This is a genomic window from Frigoribacterium sp. NBH87 (genome assembly GCF_014217665.1).
In the GTDB taxonomy this organism is placed as follows: Bacteria; Actinomycetota; Actinomycetes; order Actinomycetales; family Microbacteriaceae; genus Frigoribacterium; species Frigoribacterium endophyticum.
This window is the reverse complement of sequence record NZ_CP043650.1, coordinates 1,619,873-1,643,881: the sequence shown is the minus strand read 5'-3', so window position 1 is coordinate 1,643,881 and position 24,009 is coordinate 1,619,873. Positions and strand designations below refer to the sequence as shown.

The following is a 24,009-nucleotide window of genomic DNA, read 5'->3' as shown; positions in this document are numbered from 1 at the left end:
TGCCCCCGAGGGCCGCTCGCCTTAGCGTGGACACCGCTCGGACTCCCGACCCGGGCGACCGTGCCGACGCGATCCCGACCACCCGCGGCGGCTGTACCGAGGAGGTACGTCCCGTGGCTTCCATGACCGAGATCCTGATCCTGCACGGCCTGCTGCCCATGGAGTACCTCGACCGCGTCGGTCGCCGCTCCACCGACGAGGAGGCCTCCATCCGCGAGCTCCTGTCGCAGGGCGTCGTGACCACCTCGCAGGTGGCCCGCGCCCGTGCGCAGGCCGCCGGCATGGACTTCGTCGAGCTGATCGACTACCCCGTCGACCGCGCCGCCGTCACGATGGTGCCCGCGGCCGTCTGTCGCCGCCACAGCGTGCTGCCCATCGGCGTGCGCGACGGTGGCCTGCTGCTCGCGATGGCCGACCCGGGCGACGTCTTCGCCATCGACGACGTGCGCGCCGGCCTCCGCATCGGCGTCGACCCCGTGGTCGCCGAGAAGGGCGACCTGCTCGCCGCGATCGACCGCTACCTCCGCGCCGACGACGAGCTCAACGACCTCACGAGCACGCTCGAGGAGGAGAAGGCGCAGGAGGCGGCGGCCGACATCACCGACGGCCCCGACGACGACGTGCCCATCGTGCGCTTCGTCAACCTGCTCGTGAGCCAGGCGATCACCGACCACGCCTCCGACATCCACATCGAGCCGAGCGAGACCGACGTTCGGATCCGCTACCGCATCGACGGCGTGCTGCACGAGATGCAGCCGGCCCCGAAGGCCATCCAGAACGGCGTCATCTCGCGCCTCAAGATCATGAGCGAGATCGACATCGCCGAGCGCCGCAAGCCGCAGGACGGCCGCATGTCGGTCCGTCACGGCGGCCGTCAGATCGACCTCCGCGTCGCGACGCTGCCCACGGTGTGGGGCGAGAAGGTCGTCATGCGGATCCTCGACAACTCGAACACGTCGATGAGCCTCCGCGACCTCAACCTGCTCGAGCGCAACTTCGACGTCTACGCGGCGTCGTACTCGAAGCCGTACGGCATGATCCTCGTCACGGGCCCCACGGGCTCGGGCAAGTCGACCACGCTCTACACGACGCTCAACGCCGTCGCCCGCCCCGAGATCAACGTGATCACGGTCGAGGACCCGGTCGAGTACCGCATGCGCGGCATCAACCAGGTGCAGGTCAACCCGAAGGCCGGCCTCACGTTCGCGAGCGCGCTGCGGAGCATCCTCCGCTCCGACCCCGACGTCGTCCTGCTCGGCGAGATCCGCGACCACGAGACCGCGCAGATCGCCATCGAGGCGTCGTTGACCGGCCACCTCGTGCTCAGCACGCTGCACACGAACGACGCCCCGAGCGCCATCACGCGGCTCACCGAGATGGGCATCGAGCCTTTCCTCGTCGGCAGCGCCATCGACTGCGTCGTGGCCCAGCGCCTCGCCCGGCGCCTCTGCGACCGCTGCAAGCAGCCCACGGACTACTCGCCGCGGCAGCTCGCCGCGCTGAAGTTCGAGCTGCGCGACGGCGAGGACCCGACGGTCTTCCAGCCCGTCGGCTGCCAGCAGTGCTCCAACACGGGCTACCGCGGGCGCATCGCCCTGCACGAGGTGATGAGCGTCTCGGAGGAGATCGAGCGCCTCGCCGTGACCCGCGCCTCGAGCGCCGAGATCGGCCGCACGGCCCGCGAGCAGGGCATGCTCACGCTCCGCCAGGACGGCTGGGAGAAGGCGAAGCTCGGCCTCACCAGCGTCGAGGAGATCCTGCGGGTGGTCGCGTGACCCGGCCCCGCGCCTCCTCCGCCCCTGCCCCGGCCCCCGCCGGGGCTGCGGCACCTGCACCCGCTCCCGCGACGCGCGTCGTCGCCCCCGAGACCCGATCCGCCACCACCGCCCCGGAGGCCGCCGCATGAGCGTCTACGAGATCCCCGACGAGCCCCACGCCGCCGACGGGTGGGCCCCCGGCCGACCCGGCCGCGAGGTCAGCACCGACACGCCCGCGACGTCGTGGGAGCCGCCCGCGCCGGTGACGCTCGTGCCCGCCTCGCCCCCCGTCGACCCGACGAAGCACGTCTACGCGCTCGAGGGCGACCAGGAGGCGGTGCTGGGCTGGACCCCGACGCCCGCGCCCTCGAGTCGGCGGGCCGCGCGCCTCGCCGAGGCCCTCGGCGCAGCGGTCGCGTCCGCCGCGGCCGAGGTCGGCAGCGGTCGCGCCCCGTCGTCGCCGGCGGTCGCGGGGCTCACGCGTGCCCCGGCCACGCCGAGCTGGAGCGACCCGCGCTTCGACGCGATCGCGGACATGGCCGACGAGCCGGCCGTGTCGGTCGCGCCGGTGTCGGTCGCGCCCGTGGCCGTCGCCCCGGTGGCCGTCGCGGAGCCGACTGCCGCTCCGGCCGCTGCTCCGGCCCCGGCGCCCGTCATGCACGCCTCCGCCTCCGCCTCCGCCCCCGTGTCCGTGACGCCTCCCGCCGCCCGCCCCGTGCTCCCCGCGGCGGCCGCCGTGGCGCCGCCCCAGCCGCAGCACGCCGCCCCCGTCGCCTCGCCCGCGACTCCGGTCACGGCCGCCCTGCCCGTCGTCTCCGCGACCGACCTCGGCATCGAGCTGCACGAGCACGCCCGCACCACGGCGCACCCCGGTCTCGTCGCCGCCCTGATCGAGGTCGTCCAGCGCGGCGCCTCCGACCTCCACGTCACGGTCGACGCCGCTCCCACGCTGCGCGTGGACGGCTCCCTGCAGCCGACGCACACCTCGCCCGAGCCGTGGGACGCCGTGACGGTCGCCGCGGCGCTCGCGAGCCTGCTCACGCCCGAGCAGCAGGAGCGCTTCGACGACGAGCTCGAGCTCGACTTCGCCTGGTCGCTCTCCGACGACTCGCGCTTCCGCGTGAACTTCTACCAGCAGCGCGGCTCGCTCGGGGCGGCGTTCCGCCTCATCCCGACCGAGATCAAGCCGCTGCACGAGCTGGGCGTGCCCGAGTCGGTGTCGACCTTCGCGAAGCTGCCCCGCGGCCTCGTGCTCGTCACGGGCCCCACGGGCTCCGGCAAGTCGACCACCCTCGCCGCGCTGATCGACCTGGTGAACCGCACCCGGGCCGACCACATCGTCACGGTCGAGGACCCGATCGAGTTCATGCACCAGCACAAGCGCTCGCTGGTGAACCAGCGCGAGGTCGGGCACGACACCCACAGCTTCGCCGCCGCCCTCAAGCACGTGCTGCGCCAGGACCCGGACGTGATCCTGATCGGCGAGCTCCGCGACCTCGAGACCATCTCGGTGGCGCTCACGGCCGCCGAGACCGGGCACCTCGTCTTCGCGACGCTGCACACGCAGAGCGCCGCGCAGACGATCGACCGCGTGATCGACGTCTTCCCGCCGCACCAGCAGGACCAGGTGCGCACCCAGCTGGCCTCGACGCTCCGCGGCGTCGTCTGCCAGACCCTGCTGCCCAAGGCGAGCGGCCGCGGTCGGGTCGTCGCGACGGAGATCATGATGATGACGCCGGCCATCGGCAACCTCGTGCGCGAGGGCAAGACCTACCAGATCGCATCCTCGATGCAGGCGGGCCGTGACCTCGGCATGCACACCATGGACCAGAAGCTCGCCGACCTCGTCAACACGGGCGTGGTGACGCACAAGGCCGCGATGGAGAAGGTGCACGACCGCGAGGGCTTCGACCGCCTCGTCACGCGCGTCATCAACAAGAGCGAGTCGCAGGGCCTCGACAGCGGCATCGACTTCGGCGACGCCTTCTCGCGGGGCGACGCCTGATGGCCGGCGCGGTCGCCTACGCCTACAAGGGGCGCGACACGGCGGGCAAGGTCGTCAAGGGCAAGGTCGACGCCTCGAGCGAGGGCGCGGTCATCACGCGCCTGCGCACGATGGGCGTGCAGCCGATCTCGATCACGGAGGCGGCGGCCGGCACCGGCCTGCAGCGCGAGGTGTCGATCCCCGGCCTCGGCGACAAGGCCGTGAAGATGAAGGACATCGCGGTCATGTCGCGCCAGATGGCGACCATGATCGGGTCGGGCCTGTCGCTGCTGCGCACCCTGACCATCCTCGCCGACCAGGTCGAGAGCAAGCGCCTGGCGAAGATCATGGGGGAGGTGCGTGACGACGTCGAGACGGGGGTCTCGTTCTCCGACGCGGTCGGCAAGCACGACAAGGACTTCCCGCCCCTGATGATCAACATGATCAAGGCGGGCGAGACCGGCGGGTTCCTCGACAAGGCGCTCGAGTCGACGGCCGAGAACTTCGAGAAGGAGGTCGCCCTCCGCGGCACGATCAAGTCGGCGATGACCTACCCGGTCGTCGTGCTCGTGATGTCGCTCGTCGCCGTCGTCGTGATGCTGCTCTTCATCGTGCCGATCTTCCAGGACATGTTCACGAACCTGGGTGGTCAGCTGCCGCTGCCGACGATGATGCTCGTCTACGCGTCCCGGGCCATGCCGTACGTGGTGCCCGCGGGCCTCGTGATCGGCATCGCGTTCTCCATCTGGTGGCGCACGAACAAGAACAGCGTCAAGGTGCGCTCGCGCCTCGACCCGCTGAAGCTCAAGCTGCCGGTCTTCGGCGTGCTGCTGCGCAAGATCGCGATCGCGCGCTTCGCCCGCAACTTCTCGAACATGATCGGCGCCGGCGTGCCCATCCTCACCGCGCTGCGGATCGTGGGCGAGGTCTCGGGCAACTACGTGCTCGAGGAGGCGCTGGTCGAGGTCGCGGAGTCGGTCCGGCAGGGCGAGTCCATCGCCGGCCCGCTCACCGCCTCCGGCGTCTTCCCGTCGATGGTGACCCAGATGATCGCGGTGGGGGAGGACAGCGGCTCGCTGCAGACCATGCTCGAGAAGGTCGCGGACTTCTACGACCAGGAGGTCAAGTCGACCACCGAGTCGCTCACCGCGCTGATCGAGCCGCTGCTGATCGCCTTCCTCGGCGTCGTGGTCGGCGGCATGATCGTCGCGCTCTACCTGCCGATCTTCCAGATCACCTCGCTGATCAAGTAGCGCTCGGCCCGCACGGCCCGGGACCCCTTTCGGGCGACACCTGTCGCCTGGAGGGGTCCTTCGTGCGTGTGCCCCATACGGGTGTGATCGAGGCGTGACCAGGGGTTCTGTCCCGTTCGGGGGAGCCCCGGACTGGGGCCGTGTCGCAGGGCATAACCCCCCGTCCAAGGGATTCCGGGGGCTGCGGCCCGCTGGCAGCATCGTTCCCGGCGGTGATCAGTGACCGCTGCCGATCACTCCCCCTGCACCCCGTACCGGAATGGACACCCTCATGTACTTCGCGCTCATGGGCAAGCTCAGCGCTCGCCGCCAGAACCTCGCCGCCGACAAGGACAAGGGCTTCACGCTCATCGAGCTCCTCGTCGTCGTGATCATCATCGGCATCCTCGCCGCCATCGCCATCCCGGTGTACCTCGGCGTGCAGAACAACGCCCGTGACGCCTCCGTGAAGAGCGACCTCTCGAACGCGAAGACCGCGGTCATCGGGTTCCAGACCGACACGGGCAACCTGCCCACGACGCTCGACGCCGCGACCCTCGGCAAGTACGGCTACACGGTCAGCGCGGACAACGTCCTCGGCTTCAAGACGGCGCCCACCACCGGCACGACCACCTTCTGCATCAACGGCAAGGGCAAGACCGGCAAGCTCTTCAGCATCACCGACGCCGCTGCCGTCGTCGAGGGTGCCTGCGCCTGACGATCGACCGGGAGGCGAGGTGCCGACGCGCCTCGCCTCCCGCCCTGCTCCGCCCCCACCCTGCAACTCCACCCCTGACCCGACCGGGAGGTGACCCACCATGCTCCAGCTCCTCAGCGACCGGCTGCGGCCCGCCGACCCGGCCGACCGCGACGCCGGCCTCTCGCTCGTCGAGGTGGTCGTCGCCCTCCTGGTCTTCGCCGTCATCACCGTCGGCTCTGTCGTCGCCGTGGGCCTGACGCTCTCCATCTCGAGCGACAACCGCAGCCGTGAGGTGGCGACCAACCTCGCCTCCGAGGCCGTCGACGTCGCCCGCGGCACCTCCGACGTCATCCAGGTGGCCAGCGGCCAGACGAAGAAGAGCGTCGGCGGAGTCATGTACACCGTCAAGCAGACCGCGTCGTGGCAGACGACCTCCGGCGTCGACGCCACCTGCACCCCGGCTGCCGCGAGCGGCAACGGATCCCTCTTCTACAAGCACGTCCACATCGAGGTCGAGTGGGACGGCATGCGCAGCTCCGACTCGCCCGTGCGCAGCGAGACGATCCTCGCCCCCAACAGTCGCCTCAACGACCAGGACACCGGCACGATCCTCGTCGGCGTCAAGGACGACCAGGGCGCACCCGTCCCCGGCCTCGTCGTCGCCGTCGAGCCCGACACGACCACGTCGAGCCCCGGCAAGGCGCTCACCGCTGGGTCGAAGCCCGGCACCACGAACGCTGACGGCTGCGCGGTCGCCATCAAGGTGCTCCCCGGGGCGTACAAGGTCACGATCTCCCGCTCAGACGCCGCTCCCTGGCGGGACGCCGCCCAGGCGGCGGCCCCGGTCAAGACCGGCATCGTGGTCGTCAAGGGCGACTCCGCAGGCGTGACGTTCACCTACGCCGCGGGCGACGACTACGCCGTCAAGTACGCCTCGAACTACAGCGGTCCCTCCGTCCTCCTGCCCGACGACCTCAAGACGACCGTCCTCGGCGGGCCCGCTCCGACGACGACCACGGGCACGCCGTCCGACGTCTTCCTCTTCCCTCTCGCCACCGGCTACCGCATGGTCGCGGGCGACTACCGACCGACCGGCACGGCGGGCGGCACCTGCCTCTCGCCCGACCCGTCGCTCTGGCCGGCCAACGCCGCGGGCAAGACGGCTCCGGTGCAGCCCTTCGTGGCCGCCTCCGACGGGAAGGCCGCCTACCCGCTGCCCATGGGCGTGGTGACCATCCGCCTGGCCGCCGGCACCGACTCGGTCGTCCGGGCGACGTCGTCCGCGGCCCTCAACGGCGACCCCGGCTGCGCCGTGCCCCAGACCTACAACTTCACGGTGAAGAACAAGACGAACTCGGGCGAGGTCACCCTCGCCCTGCCCTACGGCACCTGGGCCATCTCCTCCGGCGGCAGCACCTCGACCCTCCGTGGCGTGACGCTGAGCGGCCTGATCGGCTCCCTGCTCGGCGCGATCCTCGGCGGTTCCGGCACGTCGTCGAACGTCGTGAGCCTCGACCCGAGGCCCGCCTCGTGACCGCGCTGCGCGCGCTGCTCGCCCGCCGTCGCGACGACGCGGGCGTGAGCCTCGCCGAGCTTCTCGTCGCGATGATGGTCTTCGGCATCGTCATCACGGTGGTGTCGACGACCTTCGTCTCGCTCGCCAAGGCCACCAGCCAGGCCCGCTCGATCGACCTCAACACGCGTGTCGCGTCGACCGGCCTCGCCGACCTCACCCGCACGATCCGTGCCGCCCGCACGACCCCCGCCCCCGGCGGCGCCGAGACGCCGTCCTTCAGCGTGGCCTCGACCGAGGCCCTGACCCTGACCTCGGCGGTCAACACCGCGGACTCCGTCAGCACCGTCCCTCGGAAGGTGTCGTTCACCGTCCGTCCCGACCGCAGCCTCGTCGAGACGACCGTCGTCGGCACAGCCAGCGGGTCCGACTCGTGGGAGTTCACGAGAGCCGCGACGACGCGCGTCGTCGGGGGCTCCGTGCTGACGACCGCGGTCTCGGGCACGCCGCTCTTCAGCTACGTCGACTTCAGCGGCAAGCAGCTGCTGCCCGACGCCTCCGGCGCCCTCACCGCGACCCAGATGTCGACGATCGCCTCGGTGCGCATCAGCCTGTCCGTCGACCGGGCCGGCGCCAAGACCGCCCAGACGGTCACCCTCCAGAACAGCGTCTCGCTCTCGAACCTCCTCGGAGGAGCCGTCTCGTGATCCGACTCCGCCGCGCACTCCGCCTAGACCGTCTCCGCGACGACCGCGGGATGGCCATGGCCATCACCCTGATCTTCGGCATGGTGCTCATCATCATGGCGGCTACCGCCTTGACGGTCGCGACCAGCGGCCTGAAGAAGGCCGACCGCGACCAGGACTGGAACGCCGCCCTCTCCGCCGCCTACGCGGGCGTGGAGGAGTACCAGGCGCGCCTCGCCAACGACAACAGCTACCAGCAGTTCGGGAACCCGGCCGCGCCGTTCAGCAAGCTGACCGCGAGCCCCGTGAGCCTGCCCACCGGTTCGCAGGTCAACCCCGCGTTCGGCACGGGAGCCGCCGGCACCTGGGCCACGGTGCCCTTCAGCGAGGGCCGGGCGTCGTTCCGCTACGAGGTCGACAACTCGAAGTTCGCCTCGGCGGGCGCGCTCCGCGTGCGGGCGACCGGGAAGGTCGGCGGCGAGACCCGATCGGTGATCGCGGAGCTCCGTCAGAAGGGCTTCATCGACTACCTCTACTTCACCGACATCGAGTCGCAGGACCCGACGCTCACGGGCAAGACGAGCGCCGACTGCAAGCGTCACGCGTGGGAGGGCCGCACCCAGGGCGACGCCTGCGGCGAGATCGCATTCAGCGGCGGCGACGTCATCGCCGGCCCCGCGCACTCGAACGACACGATGCGCGTCTGCTCGGCCACCTTCGAGCAGGGCGTCACGACGGCGAGCCCGACGACGGGCCGCTCGTACGCCCAGGTCGACTCGAACGGCTACGCGTGCTCGGGCCAGCGGTTCCTCAAGGAGCGCGCCCCCGGTGCGGGGCCCGACCAGGTGGCGAGCGTCCTGATGCCCGACACCCTGGGCGACAAGATCCGCGAGATGCGCACCGACATCCCCGGTGAGGTCGCGCGCCCCGGCTGCCTGTACACGGGGCCGACCGACATCGTCTTCACCGCCGACGGCAAGATGACGGTGAAGTCCCCGTACACGAAGAAGACCCGCATCTCGAACGCCGCCGCGACCGAGGGAACGACCGACGCCGACTGCGGGCTGCCCGGCACGGCCGACGGCCAGCTCGGCTCCGCCAAGGGCGCGACGATCCCCGTGCCCGCGAACAACATCGTCTACGTGCAGAACATCCCCGTCCTCGTCGCCGGCGCCGGCGCGGGGAAGCAGAACGTCAACGCCGCCGCGTCGGTCGGCGACCTCACCGAGACGTCGTGCAGCAACAACCACGTCGGCTACCCCCGGGCAGGCGAGTCCGTCCCGACCTCCTCGACCACCGGCGGCACCGGCACCGGCACCTGCGCCTACGGAGCCCGTAGTGGTGACGTCTTCGTCAAGGGCACCTTCCAGGGCCAGCTCACGGTGGCGGCCCAGAACTACCTCTACGTCACGGGCGACGTCGTGTACTCGCAGACGAACGCCAGCACGAACGTCCTCGGCCTCGCGTCCGACGGCGTCGCGTGGGTCTGGAACCCCGTGTCGGCCGCCACCGGCGCCTCGCTGCTCGGCGACTCGGATCGCGAGATCGACGCGGCGATCATCTCGGTCAACCACTCCTTCCTCGTGCAGAACTACGGGCGGGGCGGCGACCGGGGCACGCTCACGGTGAAGGGCTCGATCGCCCAGGCCTTCCGCGGCGTCGTGCGCAACGGCTCGAACGGCTACATCAAGGCCTACGCGTACGACACCCGCCTGCGCTACCTCGCGCCGCCGAAGTTCCTCAGCCCGGTGACCACGTCGTACGGCATCACCACGCAGACCGAGGTCCTGCCCGCCTACCGGTCGACGGGAGCCGCCTCGTGACCGCCGCCGCCCCCTGGCTCGTCGCCCTGTTCGTCGCCGGCGGCCTCGGCCTCCTCATCGGCTCGTTCCTCAACGTCGTCGTGCACCGCGTGCCGGCCGGCGTCTCGATCGCACGCCCGGCCAGCGCCTGCCCGTCGTGCAGCTCGCCGATCCGTCGTCGTGACAACGTGCCCGTGGTCAGCTGGCTCGCCCTCCGCGGGCGCTGCCGCGACTGCTCGGCCGCGATCTCGGCCCGCTACCCGATCGTCGAGCTCGCCACGGGCGTCTTCTTCCTCGTCGTCGCGGCGCGGCTCTGGCCGCTCACCGACGTGCCGACGGAGGTCCTGCCGCTGGTGTCGCGCCTCCTCTCGCTGCTCGCCTTCCTCTGGCTGGCCGGCGCGAGCGTCGCGCTCGCCGTCATCGACGTCGAGCACCACCGCCTGCCCGACGCGATCGTCCTGCCGAGCTACGCGGTGGGCGGCGTCCTCCTCGCCGCCTCCAGCGCGCTGGTCGGCGACTGGGCGGCGCTCCTCCGCGCCGGCGTCGGCCTCGCCGCGATGTTCCTCTTCTACCTGGCCCTCGGCCTCGGCTGGAAGGGCGGCATGGCCCTCGGCGACATCAAGCTCGCCGGCGTGCTCGGCCTCTACCTGGGCTGGCTCGGCTGGGCCGAGCTCGCCGTCGGGTCGTTCGCGGCCTTCCTGCTCGGCGGCCTCTTCTCGGTCGTCCTGCTGGCCACCCGCCGGGTGCAGCGCAGCGGCGGCATCCCCTTCGGACCCTGGATGCTCGCGGGCGCCTGGGTCGGCGTCTTCGCCGGCGGCATCGTCGCCACCGGCTACCTCACCCTCCTCGGCCTGGCATGACCAGGCGACCTGACAGAGAGCAGCACTGATGGGCAAGAACATCGTGGGCATCGACATCGGCAGCCGCTCCGTGCGCGCCGTCGAGGTGGCCGACGCCGACAAGGCGAAGCCGACCGTGGTCCGCTTCGCCGAGGTCGAGCTGCCCGAGGGCGCCGCGAGCCGCGGCGAGGTGCTCGAGCCGCAGACCGTCGCCGGGTCGCTCAAGCAGCTCTGGTCCGTCGGCGGCTTCAAGAGCAAGCGGGTCGTGCTCGGCATGGGCAACCAGCGCGTGCTGGCCCGCGACCTCACCGTCGCGAAGATGTCGCCGCAGCGGATCAAGGAGGCGCTGCCCTTCCAGGTGCAGGACATGCTGCCGGTGCCGGTGGCCGACGCGCTCCTCGACTTCTACCCGTACAGCGAGGGAGCGGGCGACAACGGGCCGGTCGTCAACGGCCTGCTGATCGCCGCGGTCAAGGACGCCGTGCTCGGCAACGTGCGCGCCAGCAAGCTCGCCGGCCTGACCACGCTGGGCGTCGACCTCATCCCGTTCGCGACGGTGCGCCTCCTCGTGAACCGCCCCCGGGTCGTCGGCACGGTGGCCGTCGTCGAGATCGGGCACAACACGACCTCGGTCGTCATGGTGACCGACGGGGTGCCGCAGTTCGTCCGCATCATCCCCTCGGGCGGCGACGACATCACGCAGGCCGTGGCCGCCGCGCTCGAGACGGGCCCGGCCGCGGCCGAGCAGCTCAAGCACGCCCGCGGACTCTCGACCGTCGTCACCACCCCGCAGGAGCAGGCGGCCTCGTCGGCCATCTTCGAGTCGACCAACGACCTGCTCGGCAGCCTGCGCAACACCGTCCAGTACTTCGTCAACACGCGGCCCGCCAACCCCGTCGCGGGCATCCTGCTCGCCGGGGGAGGCTCGGCCATGCCGGGCTTCTCCGACGCCCTGTCGGAGGTCACGCGCCTCCCCGTCGCCCTCGGCGACCCCCTCGCGACGGTCGCCGTCGCCAAGACCGTCGACGAGGCGGCCCTCCGGGCCCGCCCCTCCGACCTGACCGTGGCCCTGGGCCTCGCCCTCGGGAGCGCCGCATGAGATCGTCCAAGAGAGACGCCGCCATCACCGTGGGAGGCGCCCCCCGCGTCGACCTCCTGCCCCCGGAGGTGCGGGCCGAGCGTCGCGCCGCCTCGACCACGCGCCGCACCTGGCTCGGCGTCGTCGTGCTCGTGGCCGCCACCGTCGTCGCCTCGGGAGCCGCCACCCTCGGCTCGCTCTCCGCGGCCGACGACCTCACCGTGGTCCAGAGCGAGACGAGCACGCTGCTCGCGCAGCAGGCGAAGTTCTCCGAGGTGCGCGACACGCAGTCGCAGGTCGACCTGATCGAGTCGGGCCAGGCCGTCGGAGGCTCCACCGACATCGACTGGGCGACCTACCTGCGCTCCGTGCAGGGCACGCTGCCCGTCGGCGTCACCGTGACGAGCGTCTCGCTCGACCAGGCCTCGCCGCTCGAGTCGTACGCGCAGGGCACGTCCCCGCTCGAGGGCTCGCGCGTGGCGACCGTGGTCTTCACGGCGACCAGCCCCACCCTGCCCGCCGTGCCGGTCTGGCTCGACGGCCTCGCGACCCTGCCCGGCTTCGCCGACGCGACCCCCGGGTCGGTCGCCTTCTCCGACGGCGTCTACGAGGCGACCGTCACCATGCACATCACCGCCGACGCCTTCTCGGGCCGGTTCGACGAGAAGGACGACTGACGTGGACCGCAACCGACTCATGATGTTCGCCGCGATGGGCACCGCCGTCGTGGTGCTCGCCCTCGGCTTCCTGCTCGGCGTCCAGCCGCAGCTCTCGGCGGCCACCGCGTCGCGCGAGCAGATCACGACGGTGACGACGCAGAACGAGCAGATCCGGGCGGCGATCGCCCAGCTGCAGGCCGACAACGACGCCCTGCCCGCGCTGCGGTCCGAGCTCGGCACGCTGCAGACGGCGATCCCGTCGTCGGCGTCGCTCTCGACCTTCATCAGCGAGGTCAGCCGGCTCTCCGACGAGACCAGCACGACCGTGGTCGACATCACGACGACCGAGGCCGAGGCGTACGCCCCGGTCGCGGCCACCGCCCCGGCCGACGCCGCGGCCTCCACGGACGCCACGGCCGAGTCGACCGACGCCGCCACGGCCGCGCCGGCCGCGGAGCCCGTCGCCCCCACGGCGCCCGACCTCGTGAGCGACCCGGCGATCACCGCGGCGAACTTCTCCGTCGTGCCGGTCTCGATCACGGTCGAGGGCTCGTACTCCGACGCCCTCGACTTCGTCGCGGCCCTCCAGGGCGGCAGCCGGCTGTTCGCCCTCGAGACCTTCGGCAGCTCCGGCAGCGAGGAGGCCGGCAGCGAGGGCGCGGCCCCCGACAGCTGGACGGTCTCGGGCAACGTCTACGTGCTGCTCGACGCGGCCTCGACCCCGACCGACGCCACCACGACGCCGACCGCGCAGGCTGAGGGCGACGCCGACGACAGCACGGCCGCGGGGGAGTAGCCCCCCCACCTGCGCGACCCTCGAGTGGTCACGACGTGCCCTCCCCGCCCCGGCGGAGGAGCACGTCGTGACCACTCGTTCGTCGTCCGGGGCGACCGGCGTCGTCGGGGGCCGATCGGCGACGACGGCGACGACGACCGCGCGCGTGTCCCCCGCCACCGCCCCGACCGCCCGGTCCCCGTGTACCCCGGGTGAGGGCCACCACGCCCCCCGGGCGGGGGGAACCACCCGCCGTCCACATCGCCCTCCCGGGCCCGAGCCCGTAGTCTCCAGGAGAGCCGCCCGACCATCCCGACCGGGCGCGCCCGCGACCTGCCCCTCGTGGCCACCCACCACGACGACGCCGAGCCCACCCAGCTCGTCGTCCCGGGCGCCCCGAACGCCCGCGGTCGCGAACCACTCCGCACGAAAGTCGCACACCCGAATGTCGATGTCCTCGTCGGCGCGCCCTGGCGCGCGCCCCGCCCTGCCCTCCACCGTCCCGACCGACGCCGGGAGGCGCGGCCTCAGCGGTCGCACCCGCCTGGCTGCGGTCGCGATCCCGGCCCTGCTCGCCGCCTCCGTCGTCCTCCTCCCCGCGCCCTCCGCCTTCGCCGCCACCGCGCCGGCCACGCTGTCGTGCACGACGTCCGAGGACGTCCCCGGCCGCGCCGACGGCCTCGACTACCCCAAGGGCGTCGCGGTCGACACGGCCCGCGACAGCATCTGGGTGCTCGACTCGGCCACCGGCGTGCTGCACCAGCGCGCGGCCGACGGCACCTACACCGACGCCCCCGCGCCCGGCGCCGACCTGGGCCCCGTGGGCCAGGCCTTCGGCCTCGCGTTCGACGGCAGCGCCGTCGGCGCCGACAGCCTGGTCGTCGCCGACACCGAGGCGGACCGCGTGCTGCGCTACCAGCCCGACACCCAGGTCTGGACGGCCCTGCCCGACTACGCCGGCTTCGACCGCGTGACCAGCGTCGCGGTCGCCGCCGACGGCACCGTCTACGCCACGACCGGCTACACCGACCAGGTCGTCGCGCTCGCCCCCGGCGAGACCACGTGGGCCGTCGTGCTGCCCGCCAGCGACCCGCAGACGACCGACGGCACGATCGGCGTCGCCGTCGGCGCCGACGGCCTCGTCTACGTCATCGACCGCCCCGCCGACGAGGTGCGCGTGGTCGCCGTCGACGGCACGGTGTCGACCATCGCCGTGCCCTTCCGCCTCGACGAGTCGGCGGGCATCGCCGTGGACGCCGCCGGCCGCATCTACGTCACCGACGAGGCCCGCGACGTCCTCCTCGTCCGCGAGGGCGAGACCTGGACCACCGTGGGCGCCGGCGGGGCCGACGCCTGCTCCTTCTCGAACCCGTGGGGCGTCGCGGTCGACGGCGACACCGTCGTCGTGACCGACAGCGACACCGACCGCCTGCAGTTCCTCGCGATCACCGCGGCGGCCGTCGTCCCGACGACGCCCACCACCCCGACGACGCCGACGACGCCGACGACGCCGACAACGCCGACCACGCCGACGACCCCCACCACGCCGACGACCCCGACCACCCCGGCCGCGGTGACGCCGACCGTGCCGACCACCCCGGCGACGCCCGCCGTGGCCGCCCCCGCGGCGACCACGCCGGCTGCCGGGGCTCCGACGCGCCTCACCCCGACGGCCACCCGCGCCGCCGCGGACCCGGCCGACGGCGAGCTCGCCTTCACGGGCTCCGACACGACGACGCCGCTCGGCATCGCCGCCGTGCTGGTCGGCCTGGGCCTCGCCCTGACCGCCGTGGCCGCGGGCCGCGCCGGGCGGGCACGCCGCCGTGCCTGACGCGGGTCGACGCTCCGCTCGACGGGACCGCCCCGCCGCCCTCCCCTGAGGCGCGGCGGGGCGGTCCCGTCGTCCGCCCGGGCCCTGTCGGAGGCGCGGCGTACGCTCGCGGGATGACCAGGGCCGTGTACGCACTCATGGGCACGGTGCTCTTCGCCGCGCTCCTCATCGCGACGGCCGGCTTCGAGAGCCTGCTCCTCGACCGCGACGTCATCAGCGAGCCCGACGCCGGCACTCTGCTCGGCCCCGCCATGGCGGCCGCGGCGCTGCTCGTCGTGCTCCTGGCGCTGATGCGCTCGGCCGCGGTCGCCGACCGGGCCGAGGGCAGGGCGCCGGAGTCGCGGGGCACCTTCCCGGCCCAGCCCGCCGACGGCGTCGGCCCGGGCCGACCGGCCCCGACGGGCACCGCCGACGGCCCCGGCGCGGGCGCGCCCCGCACCCCGGCCCCGCGACTCCTGCCCCCGGCCCTCGTCACCGCCCTCCTCGTCTGGGCGGCCATGGTCGTCGTCGGCTCGGTCGGCTACGCGCTGGTGCGCGACGACGGCGCCGCGGCCGTCCTGTTCGCGGGCCGGTACGTCCTCTCGCCGTTCGTGCTCGGCAGCGCCCTGTGGGCCGGGCTCGTGGTGCTCGGGGTCGCGGCGGCGTCGCGCGTCGACCCGTCCCGGGGCAGCCCGCGATCATTTGATTAAGCCCCTACCGGAAGCTATGCTCTATCGGGTGTGCGCTCAACGGCGCGCCCGAAAAATCCGCACCACGACGGGGTCCGCCCGGTCGTGGGGGTCGGATGCACCGTCTCTCGTGGTGGCCTCCAGGCCGTCCACGACGACCAGCGGCCTCGTCTCTCGAGCAGCGCCGCGGTCGGGCTCAGCGCTGGTGAGCACCTCCGGGTGCGGCGCCGGCGTGAGGCACGACGAGGATGCCGACCGTCCGGTCGGACAGAGCAGAGCCCTGCACGAGCAGAGCGCAATCTAGGAGAACCAGTGCCAACCATCCAGCAGCTGGTCCGCAAGGGTCGTACGCCGAAGGTCGTCAAGACCAAGGCCCCCGCCCTGCGGTCCAACCCCCAGCAGCGTGGCGTGTGCACCCGCGTGTACACCACCACCCCCAAGAAGCCGAACTCCGCGCTCCGCAAGGTCGCCCGTGTGAAGCTCTCCAACGGCACCGAGGTCACCGCCTACATCCCCGGCGAGGGCCACAACCTGCAGGAGCACTCGATGGTGCTCGTCCGCGGCGGTCGCGTGAAGGACCTCCCCGGCGTGCGCTACAAGATCGTTCGTGGCGCCCTCGACACCCAGGCCGTGAAGAACCGCAAGCAGGCTCGTAGCCTCTACGGTGCGAAGAAGGACAAGAAGTAATGCCTCGTAAAGGACCCGCGCCCAAGCGCCCTGTCGTCGCCGATCCCGTCTACGGGGCGCCGATCGTCAGCCAGCTCGTCAACAAGATCCTCCTCGACGGCAAGAAGGGCCTCGCCGAGCGCATCGTCTACGGTGCCCTCGCCGGCGTCGCCGCGAAGAACGACCAGGACGCCGTCGCCACGCTGAAGAAGGCGCTCGACAACGTGCGCCCGACCCTCGAGGTGCGTTCGCGCCGCGTCGGCGGCTCGACCTACCAGGTCCCCGTCGAGGTCAAGCCGCACCGCGCCAACACCCTGGCGCTCCGCTGGCTGACCTCGTACGCCAAGGCTCGTCGTGAGAAGACCATGACCGAGCGCCTGATGAACGAGATCCTCGACGCCTCCAACGGCCTCGGCGCCGCTGTCAAGCGTCGCGAGGACACGCACAAGATGGCCGAGGCGAACAAGGCCTTCGCGCACTACCGCTGGTAACCAGTCGATGAGGTGCGGTGCGGGCACTCCCCGCACCGCGCCTCCCCGGCTCCCACAACTCCCCACCTACCCCTTCGGAGGAACCCGTGGCACAGGACGTGCTCACCGACCTGAACAAGGTCCGCAACATCGGCATCATGGCTCACATCGATGCTGGCAAGACGACGACCACCGAGCGCATCCTGTACTACACGGGCATCACCCACAAGATCGGTGAGGTCCACGACGGTGCGGCCACGATGGACTGGATGGCGCAGGAGCAGGAGCGCGGCATCACCATCACGTCGGCGGCCACGACGTGCTTCTGGAACAAGAACCAGATCAACATCATCGACACCCCCGGCCACGTCGACTTCACCGTCGAGGTGGAGCGCTCGCTCCGCGTCCTCGACGGCGCCGTCGCCGTGTTCGACGGCAAGGAGGGCGTCGAGCCCCAGTCCGAGACCGTCTGGCGTCAGGCCGACAAGTACGACGTGCCCCGCATCTGCTTCGTCAACAAGATGGACAAGCTCGGCGCCGACTTCTACTTCACCGTCGACACCATCGTCAACCGCCTCGGCGCGGAGCCCCTGGTGATGCAGCTGCCGATCGGTGCCGAGAGCTCGTTCGAGGGCGTCATCGACCTCGTCGAGATGCGTGCGCTCACGTGGCGCGGCGACGCCAAGGGCGACGTCGAGCTCGGTGCGAAGTACGACATCGAGGAGATCCCGGCCGATCTGGCCGACCGCGCCGCCGAGTACCGCGAGAAGCTCATCGAGCGCGTGGCCGAGGCGGAGGACGCTCTCATGGAGCGCTACCTCGAGGGCGACACCGACTTCACCGTCGCCGAGATCAAGGCCGCCGTCCGCAAGCTGACGGTCAACAGCGAGGTCTACCCGATCTTCTGTGGCTCGGCCTTCAAGAACCGCGGCGTGCAGCCGATGCTCGACGCGGTCATCGACTACCTCCCCTCGCCCCTCGACGTGCCGCCCATGGAGGGCCACGACGTGCGTGACGCCGAGAAGGTCATCATCCGCAAGCCCGAGTCGACGGAGCCCTTCTCGGCCCTCGCCTTCAAGGTCGCGGTGCACCCCTTCTTCGGTCGCCTCACCTACGTCCGCGTCTACTCGGGCTCCATCGAGTCGGGCGCCCAGGTCGTCAACTCCACGAAGGACAAGAAGGAGCGCATCGGCAAGATCTTCCAGATGCACTCCAACAAGGAGAACCCGGTCGACAGCGTGACCGCCGGCCACATCTACGCGGTCATCGGCCTCAAGTTCACGACCACCGGCGACACCCTGTGCGACCCGCAGGACCAGGTCGTCCTCGAGTCGATGACCTTCCCCGAGCCCGTCATCGAGGTCGCCATCGAGCCGAAGACGAAGGCCGACCAGGAGAAGCTCTCGCTGGCCATCCAGAAGCTCGCCGAAGAAGACCCGACGTTCCGCGTCGAGCTCAACGCCGAGACCGGCCAGACGGTCATCAAGGGCATGGGCGAGCTCCACCTCGACATCCTCGTCGACCGCATGAAGCGCGAGTTCAACGTCGAGGCCAACGTCGGCAAGCCCCAGGTCGCGTACCGCGAGACCCTCAAGAAGGGCATCGAGCGCTACGACTACACCCACAAGAAGCAGACGGGTGGCTCGGGCCAGTTCGCCAAGGTCCAGATCGCGCTGGAGCCCTTCGAGGTCACGGCCGAGTCGACCTACGAGTTCGTCAACAAGGTCACCGGTGGCCGCGTGCCGCGCGAGTACATCCCGTCGGTCGACGCGGGCATCCAGGACGCCATGCAGGTCGGAGTCCTCGCGGGCTACCCGACCGTGGGCGTCCGGGCCCTGCTCCTCGACGGTGCGGCGCACGACGTCGACTCGTCCGAGATGGCCTTCAAGATCGCTGGGTCGATCGCCTACAAAGAGGCGGCTCGCAAGGCCCAGCCCGTTCTCCTCGAGCCGCTCATGGCGGTCGAGGTGCGTACGCCCGAGGAGTACATGGGCGACGTCATCGGCGACCTCAGCTCGCGTCGCGGGCAGATCTCGTCGATGGAAGACGCCAGTGGTGTGAAGGTCGTTCGGGCCAGCGTGCCGCTGTCGGAGATGTTCGGCTACGTCGGAGACCTGCGGTCGAAGACCTCGGGCCGTGCCGTCTACTCGATGACGTTCGAGTCGTACCAGGAAGTCCCCTCGGCCGTGGCCGAGGAGATCATCCAGAAGAACAAGGGCGAATAGTCCCGAATCTCGCGGCCGTTCCTCGACCGCGTAACATGTACACACACCAATCCGCAGTGTCCGGTAGGCCGGGTCATCGACCCGGCCCCCGGCCCCACTGCAACCGAGTCCTGAGGAGGACCCACAGTGGCTAAGGCCAAGTTCGAGCGGACCAAGCCGCACGTCAACATCGGAACCATCGGTCACGTCGACCACGGCAAGACCACGCTCACCGCGGCGATCACCAAGGTCCTGCACGACAAGTACCCGACCCTCAACGAGGCGTCGGCCTTCGACCAGATCGACAACGCGCCCGAAGAGAAGCAGCGCGGCATCACGATCAACATCTCGCACGTCGAGTACCAGACGGAGAAGCGTCACTACGCTCACGTCGACGCTCCCGGCCACGCCGACTACATCAAGAACATGATCACCGGTGCGGCTCAGATGGACGGCGCGATCCTCGTGGTCGCCGCCACCGACGGCCCGATGCCCCAGACGCGTGAGCACGTCCTGCTCGCCCGTCAGGTCGGCGTTCCCTACATCGTCGTGGCGCTGAACAAGTCCGACATGGTCGACGACGAGGAGATCCTCGAGCTCGTCGAGATCGAGGTGCGCGAGCTCCTCTCGAGCCAGGACTTCGACGGCGACAACGCCCCCGTCGTCCAGGTCTCCGCTCTCAAGGCCCTCGAGGGCGACGAGAAGTGGGCCGCCACGGTCGCCGACCTGATGGACCAGGTCGACGAGAACGTGCCCGAGCCGGTCCGCGCGACCGACCAGCCCTTCCTCATGCCCGTCGAGGACGTCTTCACGATCACCGGTCGTGGAACCGTCATCACCGGTCGTGTCGAGCGCGGCATCCTGAAGCCGAACGACGAGGTCGAGATCGTCGGCATCAAGGAGAAGTCGTCGAAGACGACCGTCACCGCCATCGAGATGTTCCGCAAGACCCTCGACGACGCGCGCGCCGGTGAGAACGTCGGCCTGCTCCTCCGCGGCACCAAGCGCGAGGACGTCGAGCGCGGCCAGGTCGTGGTCAAGCCCGGCTCGATCACGCCCCACACCGAGTTCGAGGCGAACGTCTACATCCTCTCCAAGGACGAGGGTGGGCGTCACAACCCGTTCTACGCGAACTACCGCCCGCAGTTCTACTTCCGCACCACCGACGTCACGGGTGTCATCACGCTGCCCGAGGGCACCGAGATGGTCATGCCCGGCGACACGACTGAGATCACCGTCCAGCTGATCCAGCCCATCGCCATGGAAGAGGGCCTGCGCTTCGCCATCCGCGAGGGTGGCCGCACGGTCGGCGCCGGCACCGTCACCAAGATCGCCAAGTAAGTACTGGTCACTCCAGCACTGCTGATCTCCTGAGAGGGGGTCGGGCCCGAGAGGGCCCGGCCCCCTCTCTCGTGTCACCAGGGTCCGGCGTGTCACCATGGGGTGCCGCCGGAAGCGCCGGCGCAGACAGGAGAGACGTCATGGCCGGTTTCGACGACATCACCCGCAAGGCACAGTCGTTCCTCAACGACGGCAAGGTGCAGGACGCCCTGAAGAGCGAGAAGGCGGAGGGCGTCAGCGACCGCATCCTCGACGCCGTCGCCGGCGCTGCCGACAAGGCCACCGGGGGCAAGCACTCCGACAAGATCCAGCAGGCCAAGAGCGCCGCCGACAAGAAGATCGGCAACGAGTAGGGCCCACGGCCCCGTCGCCGGCCCCCGGAGCCCTCGAGGGGCACGGGGGCCGTCGTTGTACCCCGGCGACCCGGCCACCGTTCGACCGGACGGTGTTCACTCGACCGATGCCGCGCCTCCGACGCACCGATCAGGCCCATCCCGGCATCTCGCGTCACCGCTCGGGCACGGGCTTCAGCTACCGTGACGCCGACGGGTCGACCATCAGCGACCCGGTCGTGCGGGAACGGCTCGACCACCTCGGGATCCCGCCCGCGTGGACGGACGTCTGGATCGCGCCGTACCCCAACGGGCATGTGCAGGCCACGGGCAAGGACGCCGCCGGCCGGCGCCAGTACATCTACCACCCGACCTGGCGTGAGCAGAAGGACCGGATCAAGTTCGACCGCGCCCTCTCCCTCGCGGAGTCGCTGCCCACCGCCCGCAGGTTCGTCACGATGGACCTGCGCCTCGACGAGCCCGTCCGCGACCGCGCCCTCGGGGCGGCGTTCCGAATGCTCGACACCGGCTCGCTGCGGGTCGGCTCGGAGCGCTACGCGGAGGAGCACGGCAGCCACGGGCTCTCGACCCTGCTCTGCTCGCACGGGAAGGTGTCCGGTGACGTGGTCGCGCTCTCCTTCCCCGGCAAGAGCGGCCAGGAGTGGGACAGCGAGATCCGTGACCCCGACCTCGCTGCGGTCGTGCGCAGCCTCAAGACCCGGGGTGGCCGCTCACGCCTCCTGGCCTGGCGACCGGAGGCCGGGAGCCCCTGGCGGCCCCTGCACGCGTCGGAGATCAACGAGTACGTGAAGCTGCGGGCCGGCGACGACTTCACCGCCAAGGACTTCCGCACCCTGCACGGCACGGTCGCGGCCGCCGTGAGCCTCGCCCGGAGCGGACCGCAGCCCACGGTCGGTCGGCGCCGCCGGGCGCTCGCGCAGGCGATGCGCGACGCGTCGGACGTCCTGGGGAACACCCCGAGCATCGCGCGGAAGTCGTACGTCGACCCGCGTCTCGTCGACGCGTACGAGCACGGCGAGACGATCGACCCGGGCCGCCTGGGCTCGGCGGAGTCCGAGGTGCGCTCGTTGCTCTATCGCTGAGTCGCGGCCACGCAGGCTCATGACGTACCGTAGAGGGTTGCGTCCGATCGAGTCGGACGCCCGAGAGGAACTACTGCAGTGACTGACGAGTGCATCCACGGGTTCGAGAGGGAGCTCTGCGACATCTGCGCCCCCCGCAAGCGCGAGCCCCTGCTCGATGCCGACGGTGAGGTCCGGACCCTCACCACCAAGCGCCGCGCCGCGTCGCGCAAGCCTGAGTCGCTGCGCAGCACGCCGGCGCTGGCCCGCGACTCCGCGGCCGTCGCCGTCGCCGCGCAGTCGGCCGCGGCCCCCGTCCCGGTCTTCGCGCAGCAGCGCGTCTACCACTGGACCCACGTGAGCAACCTGCCCGGCATCATCGCAGCCGGTGCCCTCCGCCCCGGCGCCGCGGCGGAGCCCGAGCTCGACGTGAGCTCGGAGGCGACCCGCGCGCTCCGCGCCTCGGTGACCAGCGCCTCCGGTGCCGTCCTCGCCGAGCACGTCCCGTTCTCGCTGTCGCCCCACGCCTCCGCGTGGGATGTCCTGCGCTCGGGCGCCGACGGCTACGAGTGGTCGGACGCCGCACGCGCCGCCAAGGCCACCGACTTCGTCATGCTGGTCGTGCCGGTCTCGTCGCTCGACGACGGGTTCGTGGTCACGGAGGGCGACGCCGCCGTCCAGGGCGTCCGTCAGGCCGTGGGCCTCGACGACGCGGCCTCGATGGTCCGCCGCTTCTCGCTCGCCGACCCCGACCTGCTCGAGCCCGAGGTGCTGGTGCCCGGGGGAGTGCAGCTCGAGGCCGTGACGCTCGTCGGCGTCCCGAACGACAAGATGCGCGACCGCGTCAAGCAGCTCTTCGCCGACTCGTCCGACCACGCGCCGCGCGTGGCCGTGTACCCGCCGTGGTTCCGCCCGGCGGAGGTCGCGACGGCCTGACGACCGGCCCTCGAGGAGGCGCGGTGCGAGACCACTCGCACCGCGCCTCCCCTGCGTCACGGCCCCCTCGCCGGGGTCGCCCGGATCCGCGACACGCCCGGGTTGCAGCAAATGCACGCGTGTGGCAAAATCGTCTAGTTCAACATTCCGGGTCGGCCGAGCGCCGAGCCCCGGATCACTGCCAGGCAGTGCACAGGCGTTCGTCGCCTGGGCCGCGGGTAGCAGGACACATCTCACAACGGAATCTCCAGCGCGCTGGCCCTCGGGCACAGCTCTGCGCGGCGGTGACAGCGAAGATTGCCCTCCCCGGGCCACCCTCGTGCCACCGACACGCTCGAGCCACGGCTCGCTGGTGTCCGAGATGGCTTCACACGAGAACAGCGGTACGCGAGAGACACGTCGTGCCAGATGTTTGCCCAGCAAACAGCGTCAGGCGGCCCCCGAGGTGCGCGACGTCCGAACGAGAGAGAGCCACACATGGCGGGACAGAAGATCCGCATCCGACTCAAGTCGTACGACCACGAGGTCATCGACACCTCCGCGCGCAAGATCGTCGACACGGTCACCCGCGCGGGCGCCACCGTGGTCGGCCCCGTGCCGCTGCCGACGGAGAAGAACGTGGTCGTCGTGATCCGTTCGCCCCACAAGTACAAGGACTCGCGCGAGCACTTCGAGAAGCGCACCCACAAGCGTCTGATCGACATCGTCGACCCGACCCCCAAGGCCGTCGACTCGCTCATGCGCCTCGACCTCCCGGCCGACGTCAACATCGAGATCAAGCTGTAGGGGGGCGACCATGACTGTCAGCGCCACCAAGAACGTCAAGGGCCTGCTCGGCAAGAAGCTCGGCATGACCCAGGTCTGGGACGAGAACAACAAGCTCGTCCCCGTCACCGTCGTGGAGATCGCTCCCAACGTCGTGACCCAGATCCGCTCGCTCGAGAAGGACGGCTACAGCGCCGTCCAGATCGCCGCCGGCCAGATCGACCCCCGCAAGTCGAACAAGCCCTCCACGGGCCACTTCGACGCCGCGGGCGTCACGCCCCGCCGCCACCTCACCGAGGTCCGCACCGCCGACGCCGCCGAGTACGCGCTCGGCCAGGAGATCACGGTCGACACCTTCGAGGCCGGCCAGAAGGTCGACGTCGTCGGCACCTCCAAGGGCAAGGGCTTCGCCGGTGTCATGAAGCGACACAACTTCAAGGGCGTCAGCGCCTCGCACGGTGCCCACCGCAACCACCGCAAGCCCGGTTCGATCGGTGCTTCGTCGACCCCCAGCCGTGTCTTCAAGGGCATGCGCATGGCCGGTCGCATGGGTGGAGAGCGCGTCACCATCCTCAACCTCACGGTGCACGCCGTCGACGCCGAGAAGGGTCTGCTGCTCGTCAAGGGCGCCGTCCCCGGTGCTCGTGGCCGCATCGTCTTCGTCCGCACCGCCGTGAAGGGGAAGTAGC

Annotated in this window: 22 protein-coding genes; all 22 read left to right on the top strand. The window is 71.1% G+C overall.

From position 1 onward, the window contains the following. Nucleotides 1-113 precede the first annotated feature (113 nt). The 22 genes from F1C15_RS07585 (at nucleotide 114) to rplC (ending at nucleotide 24,008) form a co-directional block, all read left to right on the top strand. On the top strand, nucleotides 114-1,775 hold the full coding sequence (locus F1C15_RS07585; protein ID WP_219731581.1) for a GspE/PulE family protein: 1,662 nt from the start codon (nucleotides 114-116) through the stop codon (nucleotides 1,773-1,775). A 127-nt stretch (nucleotides 1,776-1,902) separates the two neighbouring features. Further along, entirely contained in the window at nucleotides 1,903-3,762 is a 1,860-nt protein-coding gene (locus tag F1C15_RS16290) for a type IV pilus twitching motility protein PilT (protein ID WP_305038473.1), read from the top strand. Continuing rightward, entirely contained in the window at nucleotides 3,762-4,994 is a 1,233-nt protein-coding gene (locus F1C15_RS07575; protein ID WP_185233902.1) for a type II secretion system F family protein, read from the top strand. The genes F1C15_RS16290 and F1C15_RS07575 overlap by 1 nt, the downstream gene beginning before the upstream one ends. 259 nt (nucleotides 4,995-5,253) lie before the next feature. After that, complete coding sequence (locus F1C15_RS16335; RefSeq protein WP_370543622.1) at nucleotides 5,254-5,691, top strand: type II secretion system protein; 438 nt, start codon at nucleotides 5,254-5,256, stop codon at nucleotides 5,689-5,691. Nucleotides 5,692-5,791: 100 nt separating this feature from the next. Continuing rightward, nucleotides 5,792-7,207: a carboxypeptidase-like regulatory domain-containing protein gene (locus F1C15_RS07565; RefSeq protein ID WP_185233900.1), complete on the top strand. Its 1,416-nt coding sequence runs from the start codon at nucleotides 5,792-5,794 to the stop codon at nucleotides 7,205-7,207. Continuing rightward, nucleotides 7,204-7,893 (top strand): type II secretion system protein J, encoded by a 690-nt coding sequence (locus tag F1C15_RS07560; RefSeq protein WP_185233898.1) that lies wholly within the window; start codon nucleotides 7,204-7,206, stop codon nucleotides 7,891-7,893. The genes F1C15_RS07565 and F1C15_RS07560 overlap by 4 nt, the downstream gene beginning before the upstream one ends. Nucleotides 7,894-7,949: 56 nt before the next feature. Then, complete coding sequence (locus F1C15_RS07555; protein WP_255465544.1) at nucleotides 7,950-9,695, top strand: hypothetical protein; 1,746 nt, start codon at nucleotides 7,950-7,952, stop codon at nucleotides 9,693-9,695. After that, entirely contained in the window at nucleotides 9,692-10,534 is an 843-nt protein-coding gene (locus F1C15_RS07550; RefSeq protein ID WP_185233894.1) for an A24 family peptidase, read from the top strand. Before F1C15_RS07555 ends, F1C15_RS07550 begins: the two co-directional genes overlap by 4 nt. 28 nt (nucleotides 10,535-10,562) lie before the next feature. Continuing rightward, nucleotides 10,563-11,612, top strand: a complete 1,050-nt coding sequence (gene pilM / locus F1C15_RS07545; RefSeq protein WP_185233892.1) for a type IV pilus assembly protein PilM — start codon at nucleotides 10,563-10,565, stop codon at nucleotides 11,610-11,612. Continuing rightward, the gene (locus tag F1C15_RS07540) at nucleotides 11,609-12,268 is read left to right on the top strand and encodes a hypothetical protein (RefSeq protein WP_156370125.1); all 660 of its coding nucleotides are present in this window, start codon (nucleotides 11,609-11,611) and stop codon (nucleotides 12,266-12,268) included. Before pilM ends, F1C15_RS07540 begins: the two co-directional genes overlap by 4 nt. 1 nt (nucleotide 12,269) lies before the next feature. After that, the gene (locus F1C15_RS07535) at nucleotides 12,270-13,046 is read left to right on the top strand and encodes a hypothetical protein (RefSeq protein ID WP_185233890.1); all 777 of its coding nucleotides are present in this window, start codon (nucleotides 12,270-12,272) and stop codon (nucleotides 13,044-13,046) included. A gap of 424 nt (nucleotides 13,047-13,470) precedes the next feature. Then, complete coding sequence (locus tag F1C15_RS07530; protein ID WP_185233888.1) at nucleotides 13,471-14,856, top strand: NHL repeat-containing protein; 1,386 nt, start codon at nucleotides 13,471-13,473, stop codon at nucleotides 14,854-14,856. 113 nt (nucleotides 14,857-14,969) lie between these two features. Next, nucleotides 14,970-15,545, top strand: a complete 576-nt coding sequence (locus F1C15_RS07525) for a DUF6121 family protein (protein ID WP_185233886.1) — start codon at nucleotides 14,970-14,972, stop codon at nucleotides 15,543-15,545. Between the two features lie 291 nt (nucleotides 15,546-15,836). Beyond that, nucleotides 15,837-16,211: a 30S ribosomal protein S12 gene (gene rpsL / locus F1C15_RS07520; RefSeq protein WP_043593380.1), complete on the top strand. Its 375-nt coding sequence runs from the start codon at nucleotides 15,837-15,839 to the stop codon at nucleotides 16,209-16,211. Then, on the top strand, nucleotides 16,211-16,681 hold the full coding sequence (gene rpsG / locus F1C15_RS07515; protein WP_056057412.1) for a 30S ribosomal protein S7: 471 nt from the start codon (nucleotides 16,211-16,213) through the stop codon (nucleotides 16,679-16,681). Before rpsL ends, rpsG begins: the two co-directional genes overlap by 1 nt. Before the next feature lie 86 nt (nucleotides 16,682-16,767). Next, complete coding sequence (fusA, locus tag F1C15_RS07510; RefSeq protein WP_056057409.1) at nucleotides 16,768-18,885, top strand: elongation factor G; 2,118 nt, start codon at nucleotides 16,768-16,770, stop codon at nucleotides 18,883-18,885. A gap of 126 nt (nucleotides 18,886-19,011) precedes the next feature. Further along, nucleotides 19,012-20,205, top strand: coding sequence for an elongation factor Tu (tuf, locus tag F1C15_RS07505; RefSeq protein WP_185233884.1), 1,194 nt, complete (start codon nucleotides 19,012-19,014; stop codon nucleotides 20,203-20,205). A gap of 140 nt (nucleotides 20,206-20,345) precedes the next feature. Further along, the gene (locus F1C15_RS07500; RefSeq protein WP_056057403.1) at nucleotides 20,346-20,558 is read left to right on the top strand and encodes an Rv0909 family putative TA system antitoxin; all 213 of its coding nucleotides are present in this window, start codon (nucleotides 20,346-20,348) and stop codon (nucleotides 20,556-20,558) included. Between the two features lie 107 nt (nucleotides 20,559-20,665). After that, nucleotides 20,666-21,640 carry a DNA topoisomerase IB gene (locus F1C15_RS07495; protein WP_185233882.1) on the top strand — a complete coding sequence of 325 codons (975 nt, stop codon included), beginning with the start codon at nucleotides 20,666-20,668 and terminating at the stop codon, nucleotides 21,638-21,640. Between the two features lie 78 nt (nucleotides 21,641-21,718). Further along, on the top strand, nucleotides 21,719-22,555 hold the full coding sequence (locus F1C15_RS07490) for a DarT ssDNA thymidine ADP-ribosyltransferase family protein (RefSeq protein ID WP_185233880.1): 837 nt from the start codon (nucleotides 21,719-21,721) through the stop codon (nucleotides 22,553-22,555). Nucleotides 22,556-23,032: 477 nt separating this feature from the next. Next, nucleotides 23,033-23,341 (top strand): 30S ribosomal protein S10, encoded by a 309-nt coding sequence (gene rpsJ, locus F1C15_RS07485; RefSeq protein WP_043593369.1) that lies wholly within the window; start codon nucleotides 23,033-23,035, stop codon nucleotides 23,339-23,341. A gap of 10 nt (nucleotides 23,342-23,351) precedes the next feature. Then, entirely contained in the window at nucleotides 23,352-24,008 is a 657-nt protein-coding gene (rplC, locus tag F1C15_RS07480) for a 50S ribosomal protein L3 (RefSeq protein WP_056057397.1), read from the top strand. The last annotated feature ends 1 nt before the right edge of the window (nucleotide 24,009 follow it).